General features: G+C 43.5%; 16 protein-coding genes and 3 other annotated features. Of the genes, 5 read left to right on the forward strand and 11 right to left on the reverse strand.

Annotation, left to right across the window (positions count from 1 at the left end; genetic code table 11):
- Window positions 1-12: 12 nt before the first annotated feature.
- A complete protein-coding gene (locus tag QNH43_RS21385) occupies window positions 13-714 on the reverse strand; it encodes an alpha/beta fold hydrolase (protein ID WP_283915575.1) in 702 nt (233 codons plus the stop codon).
- Between the two features lie 171 nt (window positions 715-885).
- Complete coding sequence (locus QNH43_RS21390; RefSeq protein WP_283915576.1) at window positions 886-1,788, reverse strand: LysR family transcriptional regulator; 903 nt, start codon at window positions 1,786-1,788, stop codon at window positions 886-888.
- 121 nt (window positions 1,789-1,909) lie between these two features.
- Between QNH43_RS21390 and QNH43_RS21395 the strand changes: the two genes are divergently transcribed.
- Entirely contained in the window at window positions 1,910-3,913 is a 2,004-nt protein-coding gene (locus QNH43_RS21395; RefSeq protein WP_283915577.1) for a YhgE/Pip domain-containing protein, read from the forward strand.
- 383 nt (window positions 3,914-4,296) lie between these two features.
- On the opposite strand, the gene QNH43_RS21400 is transcribed toward QNH43_RS21395, so the two are convergent.
- Window positions 4,297-5,802 carry a DHA2 family efflux MFS transporter permease subunit gene (locus QNH43_RS21400; RefSeq protein WP_434060136.1) on the reverse strand — a complete coding sequence of 502 codons (1,506 nt, stop codon included), beginning with the start codon at window positions 5,800-5,802 and terminating at the stop codon, window positions 4,297-4,299.
- 141 nt (window positions 5,803-5,943) lie between these two features.
- Here QNH43_RS21400 and QNH43_RS21405 point away from each other — a divergent pair, with 141 nt between their 5' ends.
- Together QNH43_RS21405 and QNH43_RS21410 are read left to right on the forward strand one after the other, a co-directional pair.
- Window positions 5,944-6,897 (forward strand): TetR/AcrR family transcriptional regulator, encoded by a 954-nt coding sequence (locus QNH43_RS21405; RefSeq protein ID WP_283915578.1) that lies wholly within the window; start codon window positions 5,944-5,946, stop codon window positions 6,895-6,897.
- Window positions 6,898-7,047: 150 nt separating this feature from the next.
- A complete protein-coding gene (locus tag QNH43_RS21410) occupies window positions 7,048-8,721 on the forward strand; it encodes a ribonuclease J (protein ID WP_283915579.1) in 1,674 nt (557 codons plus the stop codon).
- A 46-nt stretch (window positions 8,722-8,767) separates the two neighbouring features.
- Here the strand turns inward: QNH43_RS21410 and QNH43_RS21415 are convergent, their stop codons facing one another.
- The 3 genes from QNH43_RS21415 to QNH43_RS21425 all read right to left on the reverse strand — a co-directional run bounded on the left by QNH43_RS21415 (window position 8,768) and on the right by QNH43_RS21425 (window position 12,311).
- Window positions 8,768-10,105, reverse strand: coding sequence for an amino acid permease (locus QNH43_RS21415; RefSeq protein ID WP_283918417.1), 1,338 nt, complete (start codon window positions 10,103-10,105; stop codon window positions 8,768-8,770).
- A gap of 189 nt (window positions 10,106-10,294) precedes the next feature.
- Window positions 10,295-10,927 carry a LysE family transporter gene (locus QNH43_RS21420; protein ID WP_283915580.1) on the reverse strand — a complete coding sequence of 211 codons (633 nt, stop codon included), beginning with the start codon at window positions 10,925-10,927 and terminating at the stop codon, window positions 10,295-10,297.
- A gap of 151 nt (window positions 10,928-11,078) precedes the next feature.
- Window positions 11,079-12,311, reverse strand: coding sequence for an MFS transporter (locus tag QNH43_RS21425; RefSeq protein ID WP_283915581.1), 1,233 nt, complete (start codon window positions 12,309-12,311; stop codon window positions 11,079-11,081).
- A gap of 386 nt (window positions 12,312-12,697) precedes the next feature.
- Between QNH43_RS21425 and QNH43_RS21430 the strand changes: the two genes are divergently transcribed.
- Window positions 12,698-13,324: a LysE family transporter gene (locus tag QNH43_RS21430; protein WP_283915582.1), complete on the forward strand. Its 627-nt coding sequence runs from the start codon at window positions 12,698-12,700 to the stop codon at window positions 13,322-13,324.
- 224 nt (window positions 13,325-13,548) lie between these two features.
- On the opposite strand, the gene thrS is transcribed toward QNH43_RS21430, so the two are convergent.
- Window positions 13,549-15,456 carry a threonine--tRNA ligase gene (thrS, locus tag QNH43_RS21435; protein ID WP_434060211.1) on the reverse strand — a complete coding sequence of 636 codons (1,908 nt, stop codon included), beginning with the start codon at window positions 15,454-15,456 and terminating at the stop codon, window positions 13,549-13,551.
- A 60-nt stretch (window positions 15,457-15,516) separates the two neighbouring features.
- Window positions 15,517-15,738: a binding site (T-box leader), on the reverse strand.
- Window positions 15,739-15,769: 31 nt separating this feature from the next.
- Window positions 15,770-15,993: a binding site (T-box leader), on the reverse strand.
- A 30-nt stretch (window positions 15,994-16,023) separates the two neighbouring features.
- Window positions 16,024-16,244: a binding site (T-box leader), on the reverse strand.
- 121 nt (window positions 16,245-16,365) lie between these two features.
- Here thrS and QNH43_RS21440 point away from each other — a divergent pair.
- Entirely contained in the window at window positions 16,366-16,641 is a 276-nt protein-coding gene (locus QNH43_RS21440; protein ID WP_283915584.1) for a hypothetical protein, read from the forward strand.
- A 43-nt stretch (window positions 16,642-16,684) separates the two neighbouring features.
- Here QNH43_RS21440 and QNH43_RS21445 read toward each other — a convergent pair whose 3' ends face one another.
- The 4 genes from QNH43_RS21445 to QNH43_RS21460 form a co-directional block, all read right to left on the reverse strand.
- Window positions 16,685-17,278 (reverse strand): DUF7010 family protein, encoded by a 594-nt coding sequence (locus tag QNH43_RS21445; RefSeq protein ID WP_283915585.1) that lies wholly within the window; start codon window positions 17,276-17,278, stop codon window positions 16,685-16,687.
- Window positions 17,279-17,507: 229 nt separating this feature from the next.
- Window positions 17,508-18,971: an amino acid permease gene (locus QNH43_RS21450; RefSeq protein WP_434060137.1), complete on the reverse strand. Its 1,464-nt coding sequence runs from the start codon at window positions 18,969-18,971 to the stop codon at window positions 17,508-17,510.
- Between the two features lie 115 nt (window positions 18,972-19,086).
- On the reverse strand, window positions 19,087-20,412 hold the full coding sequence (locus QNH43_RS21455) for a peptidase (RefSeq protein ID WP_283915586.1): 1,326 nt from the start codon (window positions 20,410-20,412) through the stop codon (window positions 19,087-19,089).
- 11 nt (window positions 20,413-20,423) lie between these two features.
- Entirely contained in the window at window positions 20,424-21,605 is a 1,182-nt protein-coding gene (locus QNH43_RS21460) for a thiolase family protein (protein WP_283915587.1), read from the reverse strand.
- Window positions 21,606-21,612: the final 7 nt, after the last annotated feature.

A 21,612-nucleotide genomic window follows, 5' to 3' on the forward strand; every position in this document is an offset into this window, starting at 1 on the left:
CCTCCAATCTCATTAAAGCGCCTGCCCTTTGGAAAGAAACCTTGTTACGGCAGCCAGGAAAGCTGATAAATTATCTTCATGCACAAAGTGTCCTGCATCCTCTATCGTCACCAATTCGCAATTCGGAATAAGCTCGGAGACTTCCTGCAATATATTTTGGGGTATATGGCTCGACCCGCCCCCTATAACAAGCGTCGGCATCATAATATCGGTAAGACGCGCCCACCATTCGGGATTGGGTTCATTAAGCTGCTGTATTATCGATGGCACAACCTGCCAATCAAACGGCAGAGGGCCAGAAGGTTGGGAGGGAACCTCAATTGGTTCATCCGAGAAAGGTGGAGGCGTATCTTCGACAATCAGCCTATCTATCCTCGAAGGAAAAGTTTGCGAGAAAAGATAGGAAACTGTCCCCCCCATGGAATGCCCTATTAGCGAAAATCTTCCCAAATTCAGCGCATCCGCAAAATGACGCAAATCATCGCGCATCAATTCGAATGTGTATGTATTGGTTCTCTCACTCCCACCGTGTCCCCGTTGATCTAAAGCTAATACACGATAATTTTCTCCTAATGCGGCAGCCACTTGATCCCATGATTCTGCACTTTTACCCATCGCGTGCAGAACAACAAGCGGTGGTGCAGAAACATCCCCGCTCTCCCGGTATTGAAACGTTTGTCCATTCCATTCAATTTGATTAACCCGTATTTCCATCTCCATTCATCTCCCAGGATCGGAATTGGTCAAACCCGATCTATTTAAGAAAACCTCCTAAAATACTATGTTCACGATAATTAAATTATACTTTTTATGCCTTGACCCATTCATTAGCCCTAACAGCGATTCATTCCTGTCTTAATCCGATTATTTTGACCTTTACCATATTTATTCATCCTTTGGTCTGGCGGAGTTGGCGGCAGCGAAGTAATCCATGACAAATAACCTAAATTGCTTGGCTACTGGGGTGAAGTAGCGTTTTTCTGACCAGCCGAGCCCTATTGTTCTTTGACAAGCAGGTTCGGTTATCCGGATTTTATGGGATAATGACCCGGTTTGATGGAGCCATGTCAATTCGGATACGAAGGCGACTCCCAGCCCTTTCCTGACAAGGTCCGAGATGACAGCAGGTTCATCTCCTTCAAATGCAATGTGCTGGACGAATCCCGCTTCGAGGCAAAATTGGTCGGTGAGGCTGCGGAACCCGAAGCCTGTGTTCATACTGATGAATGGTTCATCTTTCACTTCTTGAAGTGTAATGCTTTCCCTGCCTGCCAACCGGTGATCGGGAGGCACAATCAAGTATATTTCTTCGGTGATCAGCGGTTCCCACTTTAAGTCCGGGCCTTCAATCGGAACGGATGATATGCAATAATCAATTTCTCCTTCTATTAGAAGCTGCTTCATGGATGATATGGATTTTAGGAATTGTTGAAAACGGACATCCGGGTATTGAGATAAAAATGTACCCAATAAATCAGGCAGGACCCTGGGAATGGTAACGGCCAAGGTGATGTTCTTTTGGTCTTGATCTGTTAATTCCACTATTTCGCGCCTCCCTTCATTCAGTTCCGCAAAAGCGCGTTCAACACGGTTCAAGAAAATTCGTCCTGCTGCATTGAGCTTGATTTTCCGGTGTTCCCTATCGAACAGTGCGACTCCCAAATCCTCTTCAAGCCGGGATATGGTTTTACTGAGGGATGGCTGAGCAATCTGAAGTTGTTCCGCAGCCTTTGTCATATGTTCCAGCCGTGCTACGGTTTGAAAGTACTGGAGCTGTAATATTTCCATTTTCCCACTCTTTTCACATAGATTTAAATCTATTATTACATAATCAATTATGTATTATACAGTATCTAAAAAAGCCATTATGATGAAATAATCTCTTAGTCAGAAAGGGCAGGCTCAAATAATGAAAGGTTTACAACTTGTATTTCAAGATATAAAAGCGATGTGGAAACATAAACACGGGAGAATCGCCTTGATTTTCCTTTTGGTCGTTCCATTGATTTACTCAGGTTTCTTCTTGGCAGGATATTGGAACCCTTATGGAAAGTTGGATCAGCTCCCTGTGGCAGTGGTCAATCTAGATCATGGTTCAAAAATGGACGATAAGCCAGTCGAGGCTGGAGAGGATTTCGTTGAACAATTGAAAAAGCAGAAAGAATTGGATTTTCACTTTGTCACGGCAAAGGAGGCAAATACGGGTCTTAAGGAAGGTACCTATTATATGGTAGTCACGATTCCGGAAGATTTTTCGCAAAATGTCACGACTTTAATGGATAAAAAACCGGAAACGGCTAAACTTTTGTATACTGTCAATCCAGGTAAGAACTTCGTTGCCTCACAGATCAGCTCTACTGCTGTTGAAAAGATGACTGCAAAAATCAACGCAAGCATCACGAAAGTCTATTCTGAAGGCATCCTTTCGAAATTCCAGGACGTTTCTAACGGCTTGGCGGATGCCGGGGCTGGAGCGGAAACGCTTCATCAAGGAACGGCGGATGCGAAAAACGGAACTGAGAAATTGAATGATGGCATTCAGGATTTGAATGATGGCGCCCAGAAGCTGCAAACAGGAAGCACCAAACTCTTGGATGGACAAGAAGCCTTAGCGGCTGGTGCGAAAGTATTAACATCAGGTTCCCAGACCTTGCATTCCGGCATGAAGCATCTATCTGATGCACATGACTCATTGGAAAATGGGATGAATGAAGTAAGTAAGGGTGTTGAGAAATGGTCAGCCGGAAATGCAAAATTGATGCAGGGGCAAGAACAGGCTGCCGATACAGCGAATACTCTAAAAAAACAATTGGATGCCTATTTGAAAAGTCATCCTGATGCAATAAAGGATCAAGACTTCAAGCATATCGTTGCCCTTTCAGAAGGTTTATCCAAAGCAGCCGCCACTTTACATGCCGGTCAAAAGCAATTGGGCGAAGGTGCTGTCAAAGTGGCTGATGGACAAGCAACCGTTCAAACCGGGATGAATGCTTTTGGAGATAAAATGGCACAAGCTACCTCGGGTGCCAAACAATTAAACGATGGTTCTGAAGAATTGGCGAATGGATTATTTAAATGGAAAAATGGTTTCTCCACTTTACATGACGGAATCGATTCGCTAGCTGGCGGAAGCAGCAGGCTAGCCAGTGGATCGACGGAACTTCAAGACGGACTGGCTGCACTGGAAACGGGTTCAAGCAAATTATCCACCAAGCTTAATGAAGCTGCCGATAAAACGGCCAGCCTTCAGTACGACGATTCGACAACTTCAATGTTCTCTGAACCCGTCCAATTGGTCCAATCCAATTTATCTGAAGTACCTAACTACGGAACCGGGATTGCTCCTTATTTTCTGTCGTTGGCCTTTTATGTAGGCGGCATCATGGCTTCCAATATCTTGCCGCTTGGCCGCAGGCAGAATCTTAAGGTTACCGGAACCGTTCATTTCACGAATAAATTAATGCTCGTATATGTAATCGGCTTGGTTCAGGCACTTCTAGTGGATGCAGTCGTCCTTCTCGGATTCCATTTACACGTGGCCAGTGTCCCTGTATTCATTCTATCAAGCATCATCGTTTCATTTACCTTCATGACATTCATTCTAATGTTGGTGACCGTATTCGGAGTGGTGGGCAAATTCGCAGCCGTGACCCTTCTCGTGTTCCAATTGGCGACCTGCGGTGGAACATTCCCAGGCGAACTGGGCATGTCATTATTGACGAAAATCGGTCAATTTTTACCTATGGCCCACTCATTAAAGGAACTTCAAGAGGTCATCTCATTAGGCGGCTGGGAAAACTTGCGAACGCAGATTTGGATCTTACTTGCCTATCTCGTTTCTGCAGCGATCATTGGCTGGATAGCCAGTCATATCCAGCATGCAAAAGTAACTTCAGAGGAAGTGACATCTTGATGTAAAAAAGCGCAGTGCAAATGGCACTGCGCTTTTTTTATATGGCTGTTTTCGCATACTTTGTTGCTATTTACCAAGTAAAGCGGTGTGGTTGATTTCCCCTCCAGATGCTCGCGTTCCGCGGGGCGGGCGGTGAGCCTCCTCGGCGTAAACGCCTGTGGGGTCTCACCTGTCCCGCTGCTCCCGCAGGAGTCTCGCACTTGCGCTCCAATCAACCTTAAATAGTATAGTTATTAAAAACAACAATCTTTTCGAAAAGAGCCTTTTATATACAAGTGAAAATCACATGGGTGAAACATACTGATTAAGTCGACTGAACTTAAAAGAAAAAGCCCTATGCTGCCTGAACGGTTCAGGTGGCATAGGGCCTTTTATTGTCTCATTTAAGCGGTTTGATCTTTTTTCGCAGCTGGTTTTTCTTCAGCCGGCCAAGCACGCTTAAGGAATAATGCCAGAATCAGCGCCACACCGGCAATGAAGGTAGATACAAAGAAGGAGAAGTTAATTCCATCCAGCATTGCCTGCATCCCGATTTGGGCTTTCATTTGGCCCATCATCTCAGCAGTGGGCTGGCTTGTTAATTTGCTCATCGCTTTCGTCATTAAATCTTCGGCAGTAGAAGCTGCACGGTTAGACATGACCGTAACGAGCAATGCCGTACCGATCGCACCGGAAATTTGGTTCAGTGTGTTATTCATCGCTGTACCGTGCGGATTCATGCGGGCTGGCAGCGAGTTCAAGCCATTTGTCATGATCGGCATCATGGACATTGACATCCCGAAGGAACGAACGGAAAACAGGATTACAATTTCTGTATACGTAGTTTCCATTGATAATTTACTTAGCAAATACGTAGTTACCACAGTGATAAGCAAACCGATTGAAGCAAGGATGCGGGCACCGAACTTATCGAAAAGCTTACCGGTAACCGGTGACATGAGGGCCATTAATAACGCACCTGGAAGCATCAGTAATCCAGAATCGAATGGTGAAATGCCACGTACTGTTTGTGTGTACATCGGAATTAAGATCATCCCCGAGAACATCGCCATGTTCAGTACGATTGAGATCGTTGCGGATAAAGCGAACATCGGGTGCTTGAAGATCCTGAACTCAAGCATTGGCGTTTCCATTTTAAGCTGGCGGGAAATGAAAAGGATCAGGGAAATGGCACCGACAATCAGTGTTCCATATACCCACGGGCTATCCCAACCCTTGCTGCCTGCCGAACTGAATCCGTAAAGCAGGCCTCCAAAGCCCAAGCTGGATAGGGTGACCGATAATTTATCGATCTTGATATCGACTTTTTCCTTGTGGTCTTTAAGTTTAAAGAAGCCGAAAATAAGCACTAGTAAAGCTAGCGGAGTAATGAAATGGAATAGCATTCTCCAATCATAATGTTCGATGATCCAGCCTGAAAGCGTCGGCCCGATTGCAGGGGCAAACATCATGACCAAACCGAATAGTCCCATTGCCGAGCCCCGTTTTTCAACAGGGAAAGAAGTTAAAAGTACGTTCATCAATAATGGCATCATGATTGCCGAACCGGCAGCCTGAACCATACGTGCGCTCAATAATAGCGGGAATACATGCGCTACACCAGCAACGATCGTCCCGATTGAGAATAGGAGCATGGCTGTCAGGAACAGATTACGCACAGAATATTTCCTTATTAAGAAGGCTGTTGTCGGAATCATGATTCCGTTCACGAGCATGTAGCCCGTTGTCAGCCATTGGACTGTGGAAGTCTCGATTCCCAGGTCTATTTGGATCGATGGCAGTGCAATATTTAAAAGGGTTGAATTCAGTATCGCTATGAACGCCCCGACCATCAGTATGGCCAAAATGCCATACGACCCCTTTTTCTCATTTGTTTGTGCAGTACTCACTTTTTATCTATTCCTCCATTCAAACTATTGGTTCATTTTATTATACGAGCGGTATATTCCAATCTCACAAAATCAATAATATACCCCTAGTTCATTTTTTGCAATAAAAATTTACTGGTTTAAATAAGGGTTTGTGCTGTGATGAAAAATAGAGTACGATTACATTTATACAAGCAGTATAATGAAAATAAGGTGATAATGATGAATAATCGAAGGCAGAATGTCATTGATACGGCTCATAAGCTGTTTATTGACAAGGGCTACCAAGCCACGTCCATCCAGGACATTCTAGATGGCAGCGGTATATCAAAAGGTACATTCTATAATTATTTCCCTTCGAAGGGTGAATTATTTATAGCCATTTTCCGTTCCTTCTATACAAAGATTCGCCATGACAGGGAAAAACTGTTGATTGGTCAAGATTCAGCCGATATTGGAATTTTCATCCGGCAGCTCGATTTGCAGATGATGGTGAACAAGCAAAGCAAATTGCTTATCCTGATCGAAGAAGTCCGTGTTTCCAACGATGAAGAATTAAAACAATTCATCAATAAGACGGTATTGTTGAACTTACGCTGGATGTATAGCCGTTTTATCGATATATTCGGGGAAAGCAAAAAACCCTATCTTTTGGATAGCGTCATCATCTTTCATTCGATGATGACCCACATGAATCACTTTAGCTATCGTGCTAATCCCGCCGGTACACCGGACATACAAATTATCCACTATTGCATGAACCGCATTGTCCATTTAGTCAATGAGGTGGCTGAAAGCGGGGAACAGATCATTGATCCGGAACTAATGGAAAAGTGGTTTCCGAACTTTACAAACCATCTTGATTCTTGCCATAATGATTTGCTTCATTCCACCACGGAATTGAAAAAAGCGATAAACAAAGCTTTTCCTTGCGATGAAGATCGAACAAGAGCCATTGAATTGATCGACTTTATCCAAGATGAGCTGATGCAGTCCGACAAGCCGCGAAAATTCTTGATAGAAAGTTTGCTGCACACTTTGAAGACTGGATATGCATCACAGGTCCAAGCACATATTGAGACTTTTGAAGAAAGCATCAATTCTTGCTTGAGCTGATGAAGATTGGAGATGCACACACCTGCCGAAAACGGCAGGTGTTTTTTTTATGGCTTTTTGAATTTGCCCTGTTTTAAAAAAAAGATTTGGTTTTATAAAAGGGTCCTAAGGAAACACTATCCTTATCATCATAAAGGGAGGTCTATCTACTTGAGTGTGAAAGAGAATGCTTTGTCCATACTGGCTCTGGGCGGAGTGAATGAAATCGGTAAAAACATGTACGTGGTTCAATATTCCAACGATATCGTCATAATTGATTGTGGTGCAAAGTTTCCTGATGAAAGTTTATTAGGAGTCGATTTGATCATTCCCGATATTTCCTTTCTTCAGGAGAATAAGGAGAAGATCCGCGCTTTAATTGTGACTCATGGGCATGAAGATCATATTGGCGGGATACCTTATTTCTTGAAAAAATTGAATGTACCCATTTATGCCACACGTTTAACACTTGGTTTGATTGAATTGAAGTTAAAAGAACATAACCTATTGGCTGATACGGAATTAATCCAGATCGATTCTGATTCAAGGTTGGAATTCGGGGAGATGGTTCTGGACTTTTTCAAAACGAATCACAGTATACCCGATTGCCTTGGAGTCACCATGCATACGCCAGAAGGCACGGTCGTTCATACAGGGGACTTTAAGTTTGACTTGACACCCATGAATGATCAGTACCCCGATATTCATAAAATGGCCAAAATCGGGAGTGAAGGTGTACTGGTTTTATTATCTGAAAGCACAAACGCCGAACGTCCCGGCTCAAGCCCCTCGGAGCATCTGGTTGGCAGCCATATTGAAGAAGCCTTCATGCAGGCAAAGCAGAAAGTCATTCTTTCGACCTTCGCTTCAAATGTCAATCGCGTTCAACAAGTTGTGAACGCTGCACAGAAGACAAACCGGAAACTCGCCCTGATTGGAAGAAGCATGGTTAACGTCGTATCAGTTGCCATTGAACGCGGCTACCTCGAGGTTCCTGATGGGATGCTTATCCAACCGCAAGAAGTGGATAAATATGCTCCTGAAAGGGTCGCGGTTTTATGTACAGGAAGTCAAGGAGAGCCATTTGCTGCACTTTCCCGCCTTTCCAGTTCGAATTATCGGGATATGAGTATATTGCCTGATGATACAGTGATCCTTGCCTCCACTCCAATACCCGGAAATGAACGGGATGTTTCACGTATCATCGACAACCTGTTTCAACTTGGTGCCAAAGTCATTTACGGTTCTGGGACTGTAACGGGCATGCATGTTTCCGGACATGCCTATCAGGAAGAATTAAAGCTCATGCTTACCTTGATGAAACCTAAGTATTTCATACCGATTCACGGTGAGTATCGGATGTTGCACCAGCATCGATTACTAGCCGAGTCTGTCGGAGTGGAGAAGGACCATACATTCATCATCAATAACGGCGATGTGGTGGATATTGAAAACTCCGTTGCCCGTCAAACGAGAAAGGTCGCTGCAGGCAATACCTTTGTTGATGGTGTTGGCGTTGGTGATGTTGGAGAAATCGTCCTGCGGGACCGTAAGCAGCTTTCCGAAGATGGAATGCTCGTGATCGTCATAACACTAAGCAAGACGGAAAGAAAAATCGTATCAGGACCTGATACCATTTCCCGGGGGTTTGTTTATGTTCAAAATTCCGAGGACCTGCTTAGACATGTGAACCGTCTTGTCACGAAAACGGTCAACGACTTACAAAGTGAAAAAATATACCGGTGGAACGTCATCAAGCAAACCATAAAGAAGGAACTGGGGCAATATCTCTTTACTCAAACTAAGAAAAAACCAATGATCCTTCCGATCATCATTGAGGTTTAGCGCCAAATCGAAAGGAACTCGACTTCGTATAGTCGAGTTCCCTTTTTCAATCAAGCCCTGATTTACTCGCTTTTGCGGCCATCGCCTTGTTCTTATTCCAAACCTTGAACTTCATGAAAACGGCGGCAAGACCGATGATCACGATGAATAAAAGGCTGATGAAAAACCCTGGACGTATCTCTTTTTCAAGCAGGGTGCCACTTACGGCGGCCAAAATTAAAAGAAGTCCGAAAACGGCCGTAATCTTACTCCACATCTTATTTTCCAAGATTTTGAATGAAGAGAGAATGATGAATGCCCAGTTGTACAAAAGTAATATTCCAGCGGATGTTGTAATGTATTCATAAATCTTGCCTGGCAGGAGCAAGGCAGTGATGATCGATCCTAAAAGTCCCAAGGCTCCAAGACCGAGTGAGGGCAGTGGAAGGTCCTTGAATTTCTTGATCTTTTGCATGAATAATGCGGGTGCATTCCCATCATTGGAGAGCGTTACCAATAGATTGGTGACCCCAAATAGTGAAGCGGTCATCGTCGAGAAACCGGCAATGATGATCGCACCATTAAAAACGTGCGGGAAAAATGCCAGGTGATAACTGTCCAATGCCGAAACGAATGGGCTTTCTTTTTCACTGAATGCTCCTAATGAAATCATGGTCACGGCTAACCCCAATGAAACCACATATATGATGGTAAGAACCAAGAGCATGATCGTCCCTGCCTTTGGCGCATCTTCCTTTTTCTTAAGCTGCATCGCCATCAGTCCAATGACCTCGATGCCTCCAAACGCATAAAAGGCATAGATAAGGGATGTCCAAAACCCTTTTAGTCCTTTTGGAAATAATTCATTGAACTTATTTGGAAATGAGGGCGGTTTCCCTCCATCAAGTCCAAACCAGCCGCAAATTGCACATATTGCAATAATGATGAACATTACGATCGCTGCCGTCTTAATTATCGCAAGTATATTTTCCACTCTGTCGAACCCTTTTGTTCCCAGCAATACCACCACGATCGAAACAATGGCAAAACCGGAGGCAAATAGCCACAGCGGGACCTTCGGGAACCAAAATTGAGATAATAGCGAAAGCGCAGTAAGCTGGCTTCCCATGATCAATATATTGGAGGACCAATAATTCCAGCCGCAGCTAAAGCCAGCCCATCTTCCAAATGCTTTATTGGCATAATAACAAAAAGATCCCTCTTGAGGATCGGCAGCCGTCATTTTAGCAAGCAGATTATAAACGATATAAGTACCTAGTGCAGCCAATACAAATGAAAATACAATGGATGGTCCCGTCGTTTTAATCCCTATGGTCGAACCAAGGAAATACCCTGTCCCGATCGTACAGCCAACACCGACCAATGATAACTGCCACCATTTCATATCGCCTTGTTGTTCACCAGATGCTTTGGAATCTTGAGCAGCCTTCCCTTTCGCTGAACTGCAATTGGCTTTTGTTGTCATAACATTACCCCCTTCCATCATTCATAGTGTTGATAATGCCACAATGAATTATGCAAGGAAGAAGTTTTCAAATACCCTGCCTTTTGTATTAACCTGAAGCATTCTGCTTTATGATATGATGGCGGAAATGCCTTGATATGCAAAATAAACACCAAAGCCGACCAATGATAATCCAGAGATGATTGAAATGGCCATTAAGCTTCTTTCATTTAAAAACCTGCGAAATCCATTCGTTAATGCCGCTACGAAAAAATCCCAGCAGGTAAGACCAAGAAAAATCATCCCGCTATAAATGAAAAGTTGGGATGTCCCATAGGTTGAAGCCGTTTTAGCTAAAACAGACCCATATATCCCCAACCAGAATAAAATGGATAATGGACTGGTCACTGACATGATGAATCCGGTCAAAAAACAGGAAATTAAAGAATCTCTATTCCTATATTGATTTAATAGTATCGTATTAACTCGTAAAACACTTTCGACCCCAGAATAAATAAGCACAAACCCGCCAAAAAGCCATAAAAAGATCTGGACGATCGGAATTTCTAAAAACCGTACCATACCCACATACACTAAAATCATGAACAAGGCATCTGCAATCATCGACCCTGCCCCAACGATCCAGGCATGCCAAAACCCGTTCTTGATTCCTTTATCGATACGAGCGGAATTGACCGGACCGATCGGTGCTGCAAGGGTTAGTCCTAAGAAAAAGTAACTCAGCAGTAAATGTACACTCAAAAAGCATCACTCCTTCGAGCCAGTTCATGACTTGTACATTCTATGTGACAACCCCCCGCCTATAACCTCATGAAAAAAAATTTTGCGAGTTACAAAACAAAAAAAGCCGTGGGAAAGCCCGGCTTTTTCGGGGAATTTCTATTGAAGCCTATTAGGCAGCAGCTTCTTTTTTGTCTGAACTAATGAATTTCAAAACAATCAAGACGATGCCTATGCCCATGATCCCTGTAATGATATAGCTCAAATTGAGATGATTTTTCATGACAAGGGACATGACCGGAGGGCCTGCCGCAACTCCGATGAACCTGGATGACATGTAGAAGGAGGTTATCGTCCCACGCTGTTCCTTTTTTATATTTTGAGTGATGATTGCGTCGAGTGTCGGCAATAACGCACCAATTGCTATGCCCGCCAAACTTGTTACGAGTAATAAAAGGAAAACTTTGTTTTTTGTAAAACCGACAAATACAAGGCTGATTGAAAGGACAATTATACTGATCATGATGATCTTTTTCATGATTGGTAATTCGCCCTTGATTTTTTTCCCGGCAACATAGGAAGACACACAAAGGAAAAATAGCGGGATCGCTATCACTAAACCTTTTTGGATTCCATGCAAATCATGGATTTTTTCCAAATTATCAGACAAAAAGAAAAGAACACCGAACAAAACCAACATGACAAATACACCAATCAGGAAAACTGTATATAACCATTTTCCTTCCTGCTTGAATATTTTTTTCGTATCATGCCAAAATTCCTTGAATTCCTTCGGATCATCCTTTTCCTTTGGTACCTTTATAAAGAAAAAGACCAAGACAATAGATATTAAACTGAAAAATGAAATCGAGAAGAATGGTAAAAACCAGATAAATGCAGCAAACAGGGAACCCAATATTGGACTAAGCACTTTCCCGAATGTATTCGAGGTTTCTATGATACCCAGACAAGAACTCGTTTTTTCATCATCATCCTTGTATAGATCCCCTACCAGAGGCAAAATGATGGGCGAGGCACCAGACGCCCCAATCCCCTGCAATACCCTTCCGATGATGATCCATGTATAGGGATTTTCCAATTTCCATGATGCATAACCTGCGACCAAGCCACCAATGAGGGCTAGGATCAGACTTGGCAGGATCACCATCTTCCGTCCGAATCGATCTGATAAATAACCTGCTATGGGAATTAAAAAAATGGATGCAACAGAATAGCTTGTTATCACCATGCTTGATTGAAATGAAGAGATCCCCACCTTATCCTCGAAAATGGGCAAAACCGGGATAAGCATTGAATTTCCAAGTGTCATCACCAATGGAATCGATGCCATACTGATCAGGCACCACACGCTTACATCTTTATTTTGCTTCTCATGACCTTCCATACTTACACTCCTCATCCATTATAAAAGCAACTAATTGCATAAAAGGTAACCATTTGTGAAACCAAATGTTTTGCATCATTTTTTAGATGTCTTAAATTATTATGTTATAGCATTGAAAGATTTATTCAGTAGCGCTTCACCCAAAATTACCCCTTTTGACCTTTAAAACAACAAACCCATTCTTTGTAAGAATGGGTTTCCCGCTTTCGTTTTCATAAAGGAAAAAATATTCTTCTCTTTTTTATCAATTGTCACGACTAGGCAGGCGCAAACCGGACCATGATTCACCAAATGTCCACTCAAAAAAGGACTAAAAAGGTGGTACAAGTCCAATTGTTTGAATACATTCAAATAAGCGAAGATGTATTAAACGATGAGGTGATGAATTGGGTGTTTTTTTCAGCTATGTATTATTAGGTTTATCACTGGCGGCTCCTATCGGTCCCATAAACGCTGCTCAATTGGACAAAGGAATTAAGAAGGGTTTTTGGCATGCCTGGATTTTTGGCTGGGGTGCCATTTTAGCGGATTTTGTTTTTATAGCCCTCGTCTTTTTCGGTGTCGTCCACTTTTTGGACAACTCCTTCATGAAGACATTTTTATGGCTTTTTGGGTTTTTCGTCCTGACCTATACCGGGATCGAAAGTCTGCTAAGTGCAGGTAAGATTGAAGTGAATGCACGAAAAGCGAAAGATTCCCTTTTCTCTTCATTCCTGACGGGATTCATCATGTCCCTTTCGAACCCTTTATCCATTTTGTTTTGGCTGGGTATTTATGGGTCCATTCTCGCAAACTCCGCTTCAAAATATGATATGGATCAGTTACTTATATACAGTTCAGGAATCCTTATCGGCCTCATAATCTGGGATTTCGCAATGGCCATCATCGCCAGCACCTTCAGACGCCTTTTATCCAAACCCATTCTAATGGGCATCTCCATCATTTCGGGTATATCCCTTATAGGGATCGGCATTTACTTTGCCATCCAAGCAGCCAAAGTTTTATTTACATAAGCATTACTCGTGAGATCGTATTAAATGGATAATCCCTGCTGTCGGCCGGGTATGGATTTGCAGATAAAACAAGACAGCCGGTTTATTCGGCTGTCTTGTTTTATCCAACCCTAATCCAATGCGCATTTACTCGTGATTTCTGCACATTTACTCGTGAATTACGCGCATTTACTCGTGAGATTCGGGCATTTACTCGTGAGTTCCGGATTAAGCTGCTTTTTTTGTTAGATGCTGCGTTCTTTTATTTGCTGGGCCATTCTCTTGATGAACGTTTCTATTGCGACATTTTCAACTTCTTGTTCCCCGTATTTCCGGACATTCACTTCATTTTCTTTCTCTTCTTTATCTCCAAGGACCAGCATATATGGAATTTTCCCCATCTGTGCTTCCCTGACTTTATACCCCAGCTTTTCATTCCGATCATCAATTTTCACTCTAATGCCTTGATTCTTCAGTTCTTTTTGAACCTTTAAACAATAATTCAAATGAACTTGTGAGACAGGGATGATCTGTGCTTGCACCGGGGCAAGCCATACCGGAAAAGCACCGGCAAAGTGTTCTATCAGGATTCCGAAAAAACGATCGATCGATCCAAAAATGGCACGATGAATGACGACCGGACGAACCTTTTCATTATTTTCATCGATGTAAGTCAGATCAAATTTGTCGGGCATTTGAAAATCAAGTTGGATTGTTGCACATTGGTGGCTCCGTTTTAATGCATCTTTAATATGAAAATCAATTTTCGGTCCATAAAATGCCCCGTCCCCTTCATTTACTTGATAATGTATCCCGATGCTTCCCAGAACATTTTTCAAGGCTGTTTCAGAAGCTTCCCATAGGGAGTCATCACCCATTGAATCCTCTGGACGCGTCGAGAGCTCCACGGAATACTCGAAACCAAAAGTACGATACACCTTATCAATCAGATGAAACACTTGTTTAATTTCACTTTCGATTTGATCCTGCCGAACATAAATGTGGGCATCATCCTGACAAAATGTACGGACACGCAGCATCCCGTTCAATGCACCGCTATATTCATGACGGTGGACTTGACCGAATTCGGCCATCCGGATGGGTAAATCCCTGTAAGAATAAAGGCTGTTTTTGAAAATAAGCATATGCCCCGGACAGTTCATTGGCTTCATCGCGAATTTTGTTTGGTCCACCTCAGTGAAGTACATATTCTCATGGTAATGATCCCAGTGACCCGATTGTTCCCATAACCGCTGGTTCATCATGAAAGGAGTCCGAACCTCGTCGTAATCAGCTTCAATCTGAAGCTCCCGCGAGAACTTCTCCAATTCATTTCTAACGATTTGCCCTTTCGGTAAATAAAATGGCATTCCAGGGGCTTCCTCCGAAAACATGAATAACTCCAGCTGTTTCCCTAATTTACGGTGATCGCGTTTGGCCGCTTCTTCCAGGAATTCAAAGTGTTCCTGTAGATCCTTCTTCTTTTGGAAAGCCACGCCATACACCCTTTGAAGAACTTCATTTTGATTGTCTCCCCGCCAATAGGCACCAGATACACGAGTCAATTTGAACGATTTTACAAATGATGTGGATGGAAGGTGCGGCCCTCTGCAAAGATCGACGAATTCCCCCTGTTTATAGAGCGTTAATTTTTCTCCATTTGGGATATTCTTTGCTATATCCAACTTGAATGACTCCCCTCTGCCCTCGAATAACTTCACAGCTTCCTCATAAGTCACTTCGCTCCTTTCGATTTCCAGATTTTCACTTATGATATGTTCCATCTCTTTTTCAATGGCTTGTAGGTCTTCTGAGCTCAAAGGATGGTCTAACTTAAAATCATAGTAAAAACCATTTTCCACGACTGGCCCCATTCCTAATTCCACATTCCGGTATAATCTTTTCACAGCCTGCGCCAAAACATGCGCCGCTGTATGTCGTAATACTTGTAATCCTTCATCCGAATCCAGAGTCAAGATCGACAATTCGGCATCCTCATTAAGCTTGTGACTTAGATCAACCAGTTGCTTATCCAGTTTGCCTGCCACTGCCTTTTTCCTTAAACTTGAGCTGATGGACCCTGCCACACTTTCCACTGTCATCCCTTGCGGATATTCCTTTTGCTGCCCATCCGGGAATTGAACTTTAATCATTTTTTCACCCATCACATAAACACCCCTTTTTTAGTAATAAAAAAACGCACTCATCCCTATATAAGGGACGAGTGCGTTTACCCGTGGTTCCACCCAATTTCCCATAAGCAAAAAACACTCATGGCTCTGGAGCTTGTAACGCAGCTTAGACGATATCAGTTACTCTTGTTCACCGATATAGCTCAAAGGCGGTAAATCAGTTTCCTAAGCCAGGAAGTTCGCAGCTGCCCTTCCCTCTCTGAAGACCGTAAAAATGATTCATGTCCTTATCATGGCAATATTTTTATATATAAAAAAACGCACCCATCCCTATATAAGGGACGAGTGCGTTTATACCCGTGGTTCCACCCAATTTCCCATAAGCAAAAAACACTCATGGCTCTGGAGCTTGTAACGCAGCTTAGACGGTACCAGTTACTCTTGTTCACCGATACAGCTCAAAGGCGGTAAATCAGTTTCCTAAGCCAGGAAGTTCGCAGCTGCCCTCCCCTCTCTGAAGACCGTAAAAATGATTCATGTCCTTATCATGGCAATAATTATAATAATAAAAAACGCACCCATCCCTAAGTAAGGGACGAGTGCGTTACCCGTGATTCCACCCAATTTCCCATAAGCAAGAAACACTTATGGCTCTGGAGCTTGTAACGCAGCTTAGACGATATCAGTTACTCTTGTTCGCCGATATAGCTCAAAGGCGGTAAATCAGTTTCCTAAGCCAGGAAGTTCGCAGCTGCCCTTCCCTCTCTGAAGACCGTAAAAATGATTCATGTCCTTATCAATGCTTCTAAAATGTAAATGGATTTTTATATTGTTATATATATTACAATATATTCCCATAAGTGACAACCTCAATTTTTTTAATTTCATTACAAACACCAAATTGGTATAATTAGTAAAAAAGGAGTCTCTATGAAAAGTTTAAGCAATTGGTCGATCGTATTTGCAGTGATTGGTATATTATCTTTTTGCTGTTCCTTTGCTTCACCAAAAGTCTCCGAGCTGCTTATGATTTCAGGATTCGGTGCGTTAGTTATTGGTATGTTATGCAGTTTCGGGGCCATATTTAAAAATGAAAAAGGAAAGTCGAAATTCTTGGCTGTTGCTGCATTCTTTCTTTTAAGTTTCATTCTCGTTTGGAATGACCCATTTCAAATTGTCAGGCTCTTGACCTGGATGAAAAATTAATCAAAATGAAAACCCGTTCGCCATGACGGGTTTTTTGAATACTTCAATCTTCCATCGTTAGACTTGAATTCTTTATTCTAAGCCATAGCGTAAGTCCAGTAATCCAGAGAATTAGCGCGCATCCAAAGCCGAGCAAAGATAACGGTGCAAGGATTTGATGCTCCCAAAACATGACAGTGTCTGGCACAATAAGCAATGTGATAAGCGCCAATAAACAGAGAAGCACTCCTGTTGCATAGTACACCTTGATTTGGAAAAGTGACGCCAAAGGTAAAAAATGAATCCCTACAATAATGGCGATGACTCCTGGTATAAGATCAGTCTGATTGATCAAGTTACAGATGACAATGGCAATCCCTATCAGCAACCCTTCGGCAATGAAGACCATATTAAACAAAAATCCGATACGCTTCAGACGCCTAGCCCCATCTTCTGAAACTTGATTGGACATTTTTTGTGATGCATGAATTAATGAAATACCTTCGATAACCATTATGATTCCTACGAATATGGCTGCGAGTTCCACGTAGGGAAACCCCCACCCCTGCAATCCCATTATACCGGTACCTGCCCACAGTGTACCGAAGACCGCCATGAAAATGACTCCAATTCCAGAACCGCGATACGCCTCTTTCATCCTCAGATTCCTTTCATCCACAGAATTAAAAGTACATAGATTAATAGTATTGCACACCTTCCCCAAATATTCAGTTATAAAAAATGATTTATTGCAAAAATTACCATAATGCGGATTTTAATAGATAATTACCGCTTTCGTCGATATAACTGGATTTCCGTCCGATATCGTCTAATTAGTGTCCAAAAAAAAACCTGAGTCCCCAAAGGGATCTCAGGTTTTTATCTATTCATGCCACATCCGATTTATCAAATTGACAATCTTTCAATGATATTAATTGGGTCTTGTGATAAATCTTGTATCCTAACCAGATCGCCAGGAATATCGGTAATCCGATATAGGAGACGGCGACGCCATACCAGTCGATGCTGCCGCTTAGGAATGCTTGATAGTTCTGCCCTGCTATGACACCCATGCAAAGCACGAATGAAAGAATCGGGCCGAGTGGAAACCATTTTGCTTTATATTTCAATTCGTTCAGGTCACCACCCTGTGCAACATAGGCACGTCTAAAGCGATAATGGCTGATTGCTATTCCAATCCAGGCGATGAAGCCGGTTAGCCCCGATGCATTCAATAGCCATGTAAATACATGGTCCCCCAAAATGGATGTCAAGAAGGCGAGCCCGCCAATTAATGTCGTTAGGATCAAAGCATTCATCGGGATTCCCCTGCGATTGACTTTGGCGAGGAATTGGGGAGCTTGTTTATCTTTCGCCATCGACCATAACATCCGCGTTGAAGCGTATAGTCCCGAGTTCCCGGCGGATAGTAAGGAAGTCAACACGACCGCATTCATGACGGATGCCGCGAATGCAAATCCTGCACGTTCAAACACAAGTGTGAAAGGGCTTACAGAAATGTTTTCGACATCCCCGTTCAGCAAACTTGGACTCGTGTACGGTATTAAGAGGCCGAGTATCAGGATGGCCCCGATGTAAAATAATAGGATGCGCCAAAATACTTGGCGGATCGCATTCGGAACATTTTTTTCGGGATTCTCACTTTCCCCGGCAGCAATACCAACCAGTTCCGTGCCTTGAAAAGAAAATCCCGCGATTAGAAAGATAGAGATGATCGATAAAAATCCTCCCTTGAATGGTGCCTCATCCATGGTGAAGTTTTCAAATCCGATCACCTTTCCACCAAAAATCCCCAATATGGTCAATAAACCAACAATGATGAAGCAAATGATGGCGATGACTTTTATTAAGGCAAACCAATATTCAGATTCACCATAGCTTTTAATGGAAAGGGCGTTGAGTGTGAAGACGATCCCAAGGAATAATGCACTCCATATAAGGCTGGGTACATCAGGGAGCCAGAATTTCATGATGATGGCAGCTGCAGCTACTTCCACGGCAAGGGTGACTGCCCAGTTAAACCAATAATTCCAGCCAAGTGCAAAGCCGAATGCGGGATCAACAAAGCGTGTGGCGTAGGTGGAAAATGATCCCGACACAGGCATATATGTCGCCATTTCCCCTAAGCTCGTCATAAGGAAATAAACCATGATTCCAATGCAGGCATAGGCAGCAAGGGCACCGCCTGGCCCCGCGCTCTGGATGGTTGCCCCGCTTGCCAGGAACAATCCGGTTCCTATTGAACCGCCAATGGCAATCATGGTCATATGCCTTGCTTTCAGTTTCCTTTTAACTGTCGGTTCTTGATTATCAATGAGATTCATGTCCATATGGTTCCTACCTCATTTTCTTTTAAAGTTAAAAGTTCAAGAAATAAAAGAGTTTTTAACAACCGCTTTGTGAAAGTCTTAATAGTTCGCTTCACTTGCTGGGATACTATCCAGTTTAATTGCCATTGCCTGGTATCGTCTCCTTTTTCCCGTCCTTGTTGACCCCATCTTGCTCAGGCTCCATTCCACACCATTGAATTAATGTAAGGGCAATGATTTCGGCTGTTGAGAACACGTTGTCGAGCAGGATGTATTCATTTGGATAGTGTGCAACCTCGGTCACTCCTGGCCCGAAAACGATTGCAGGCGTTTCACCGACATGTGTCAGCAATCCCCCATCCGTTCCCCAAGGGGAGGCTTCAATGACAGGGTCCTGTCCGGCAACTTGCCGATATTGATGAACAAGCGCATTCATCAGTTCATGCTCGACATCAATTGCTCCTGGAACCCAGCGTGCCCCGAACCATTCCAATACGGGCGGGTTTTCCTTGAACCATTGGTCCACTTCCCCAAGCTGCAATAACCAGGCGGCCATTTCGTCTTTCGCCTGCTCCATCGTCTCCTCCGGCGCAACGCCCATCCTTCCTTCGACTTTCACAAGGTCGGGAACGGATGACGGCCAATTGCCGCCTTCAATGACACCTAGATTGATCGGAATCGGTATAGGCGTGTTCTGATAAAGCGGATCACTGATACGTGCATTTCGCTTTTCTTCCAAGGCACGAATATGATTGATGACGGTCATGCTTTTTTCAATCGCACTAACGCCTTCATACCTTGTTCCGCCATGGGCTGACCGTCCTTTAACATGGATTCGGAACCACATCGAACCCTGCTGTTTCGGGAAGATCCTCATATTCGTCGGCTCAGGGATCAGGGCGGCATCAGCTTTATATCCCCTCAGGACGGCCGCCAATGTTCCGGCCCCGCCGCTTTCTTCTTCAATTACACTTTGAAAAATGACATCTCCCTTCAATTGGATGCCATTTTCCTTCAATGCCTGCATCGCAAGGATCAGCGATACATTTCCACCCTTCATATCGGTTACTCCGCGTCCAAACATCCTTCCATTCTTAATGGCTCCACTATATGGGTCGTCATCCCACTGATCCCGGTCCCCATCCGGAACCACATCGATGTGTCCGTTCAAAATGATGGAGCGTCCGCCTCCAGTCCCTTTCATGATACCTACCACATTGGGGCTGTTGGAAAATTCACTGCGTGGAGAATAGAAATAAGAATGTTTTTTCAGCTCGCCGCCGTCGGGTTCCCAACTATCGATCTGCAAACCCATTTCCTGCAGCTTTTGGGCGACGATGGCCTGTGCCCCTGCTTCATTTCCTTGCGTACTCGGGGCTTGTACCATTTTTTGCAATAAGTTTGTTCCTTCTTCCCGATGATCCTCTATCCATTGGTTTATCCGTTTTTGTATATCCGGCACATTTATCCTCCTTAATAACACATATTCTCATAGATTACAGAAAGCCCCATTCCACCTGCCATACACAACGTTACCATTCCGTACTTAACTTGTGAACGCAACATTTCATGCATCAGTGTGACTGTCAATTTTGCCCCTGTTGCTCCTACAGGGTGACCAAGTGCAATTGCCCCTCCATTGACATTGACAATATCCGGATTCAAATCTAACTCCTTGATCACTGCAAGTGCTTGGGCAGCAAAGGCTTCATTAAGTTCAATCAGTCCGATATCCTCTAACGATAGACCTGCTTTTGCCAATGCCTTTCGAGTCGCTGGTACGGGTCCAATCCCCATAACTCCAGGTTCAACTCCTGCACTGGCGAAAGCCTTTATTTTCAAGAGCGGTTTTAATCCCTTTTCTTCTGCTTGCTGCTTGGACATTAATAGTACAGCTGCAGCTCCATCGTTCATAGGACAGGCATTTCCTGCCGTAATGGTTCCTTCATTTTTGAATACTGCTGGAAGACTGGCTAGTTGATCTAGATGAATGTCCTCGCGTACCCCTTCGTCATGGTTGAAGATTTGAAGTCCTTTTCGATCCTTGATTTTAAGCGAAATAATTTCTCTATCAAAGCGCCCCTCTACTATAGCTTTCCAAGCCTTCTTGTGGCTTAGATAAGCAAATTGATCCTGTTCTTCACGACGGATACCGTATTTTTCAGCCAAGCGCTCGGCAGTTATTCCCATATGCTCATTTCCCAAGGAACATATTAATCCATCTGCCAGCAGGGCATCCTCCATCGTTACGTTTCCAAATTTACCGCCCCATCTATTTTTCACGATATAAGGCACATTGCTCATGCTCTCCACTCCGCCGGCAATGATTACGTCTTCTTGACCAGCAGCGATAGTTAAAGCGGCGTTGGTAATGGCCTTTAAACCTGATCCACATGCTTTGATTACAACGTGGCCTGGGACACTGTGTGGGAAACAAGCCATCTGCGACGAAATTCGCGCCGAGTTAAGTCCGCCTCCGTGGACATAGCCATGTCCGAATATCACTTCATTGACCTTTTCTTTATCTAACCCAGAATTATCCATTAAACCTTCCAATACTTGACGGCCCAATTCGGTAGCTTTAACATTCCGTAGTGATTTGCCAAAGGATCCAACTGCAGTTCGCGCCCCAGCAACGATGACAACCTCATTCATGCTTTTT

Origin of the sequence: Peribacillus simplex (assembly GCF_030123325.1) — a bacterium.
Lineage (GTDB): Bacteria > Bacillota > Bacilli > Bacillales > DSM-1321 > Peribacillus > Peribacillus simplex_D.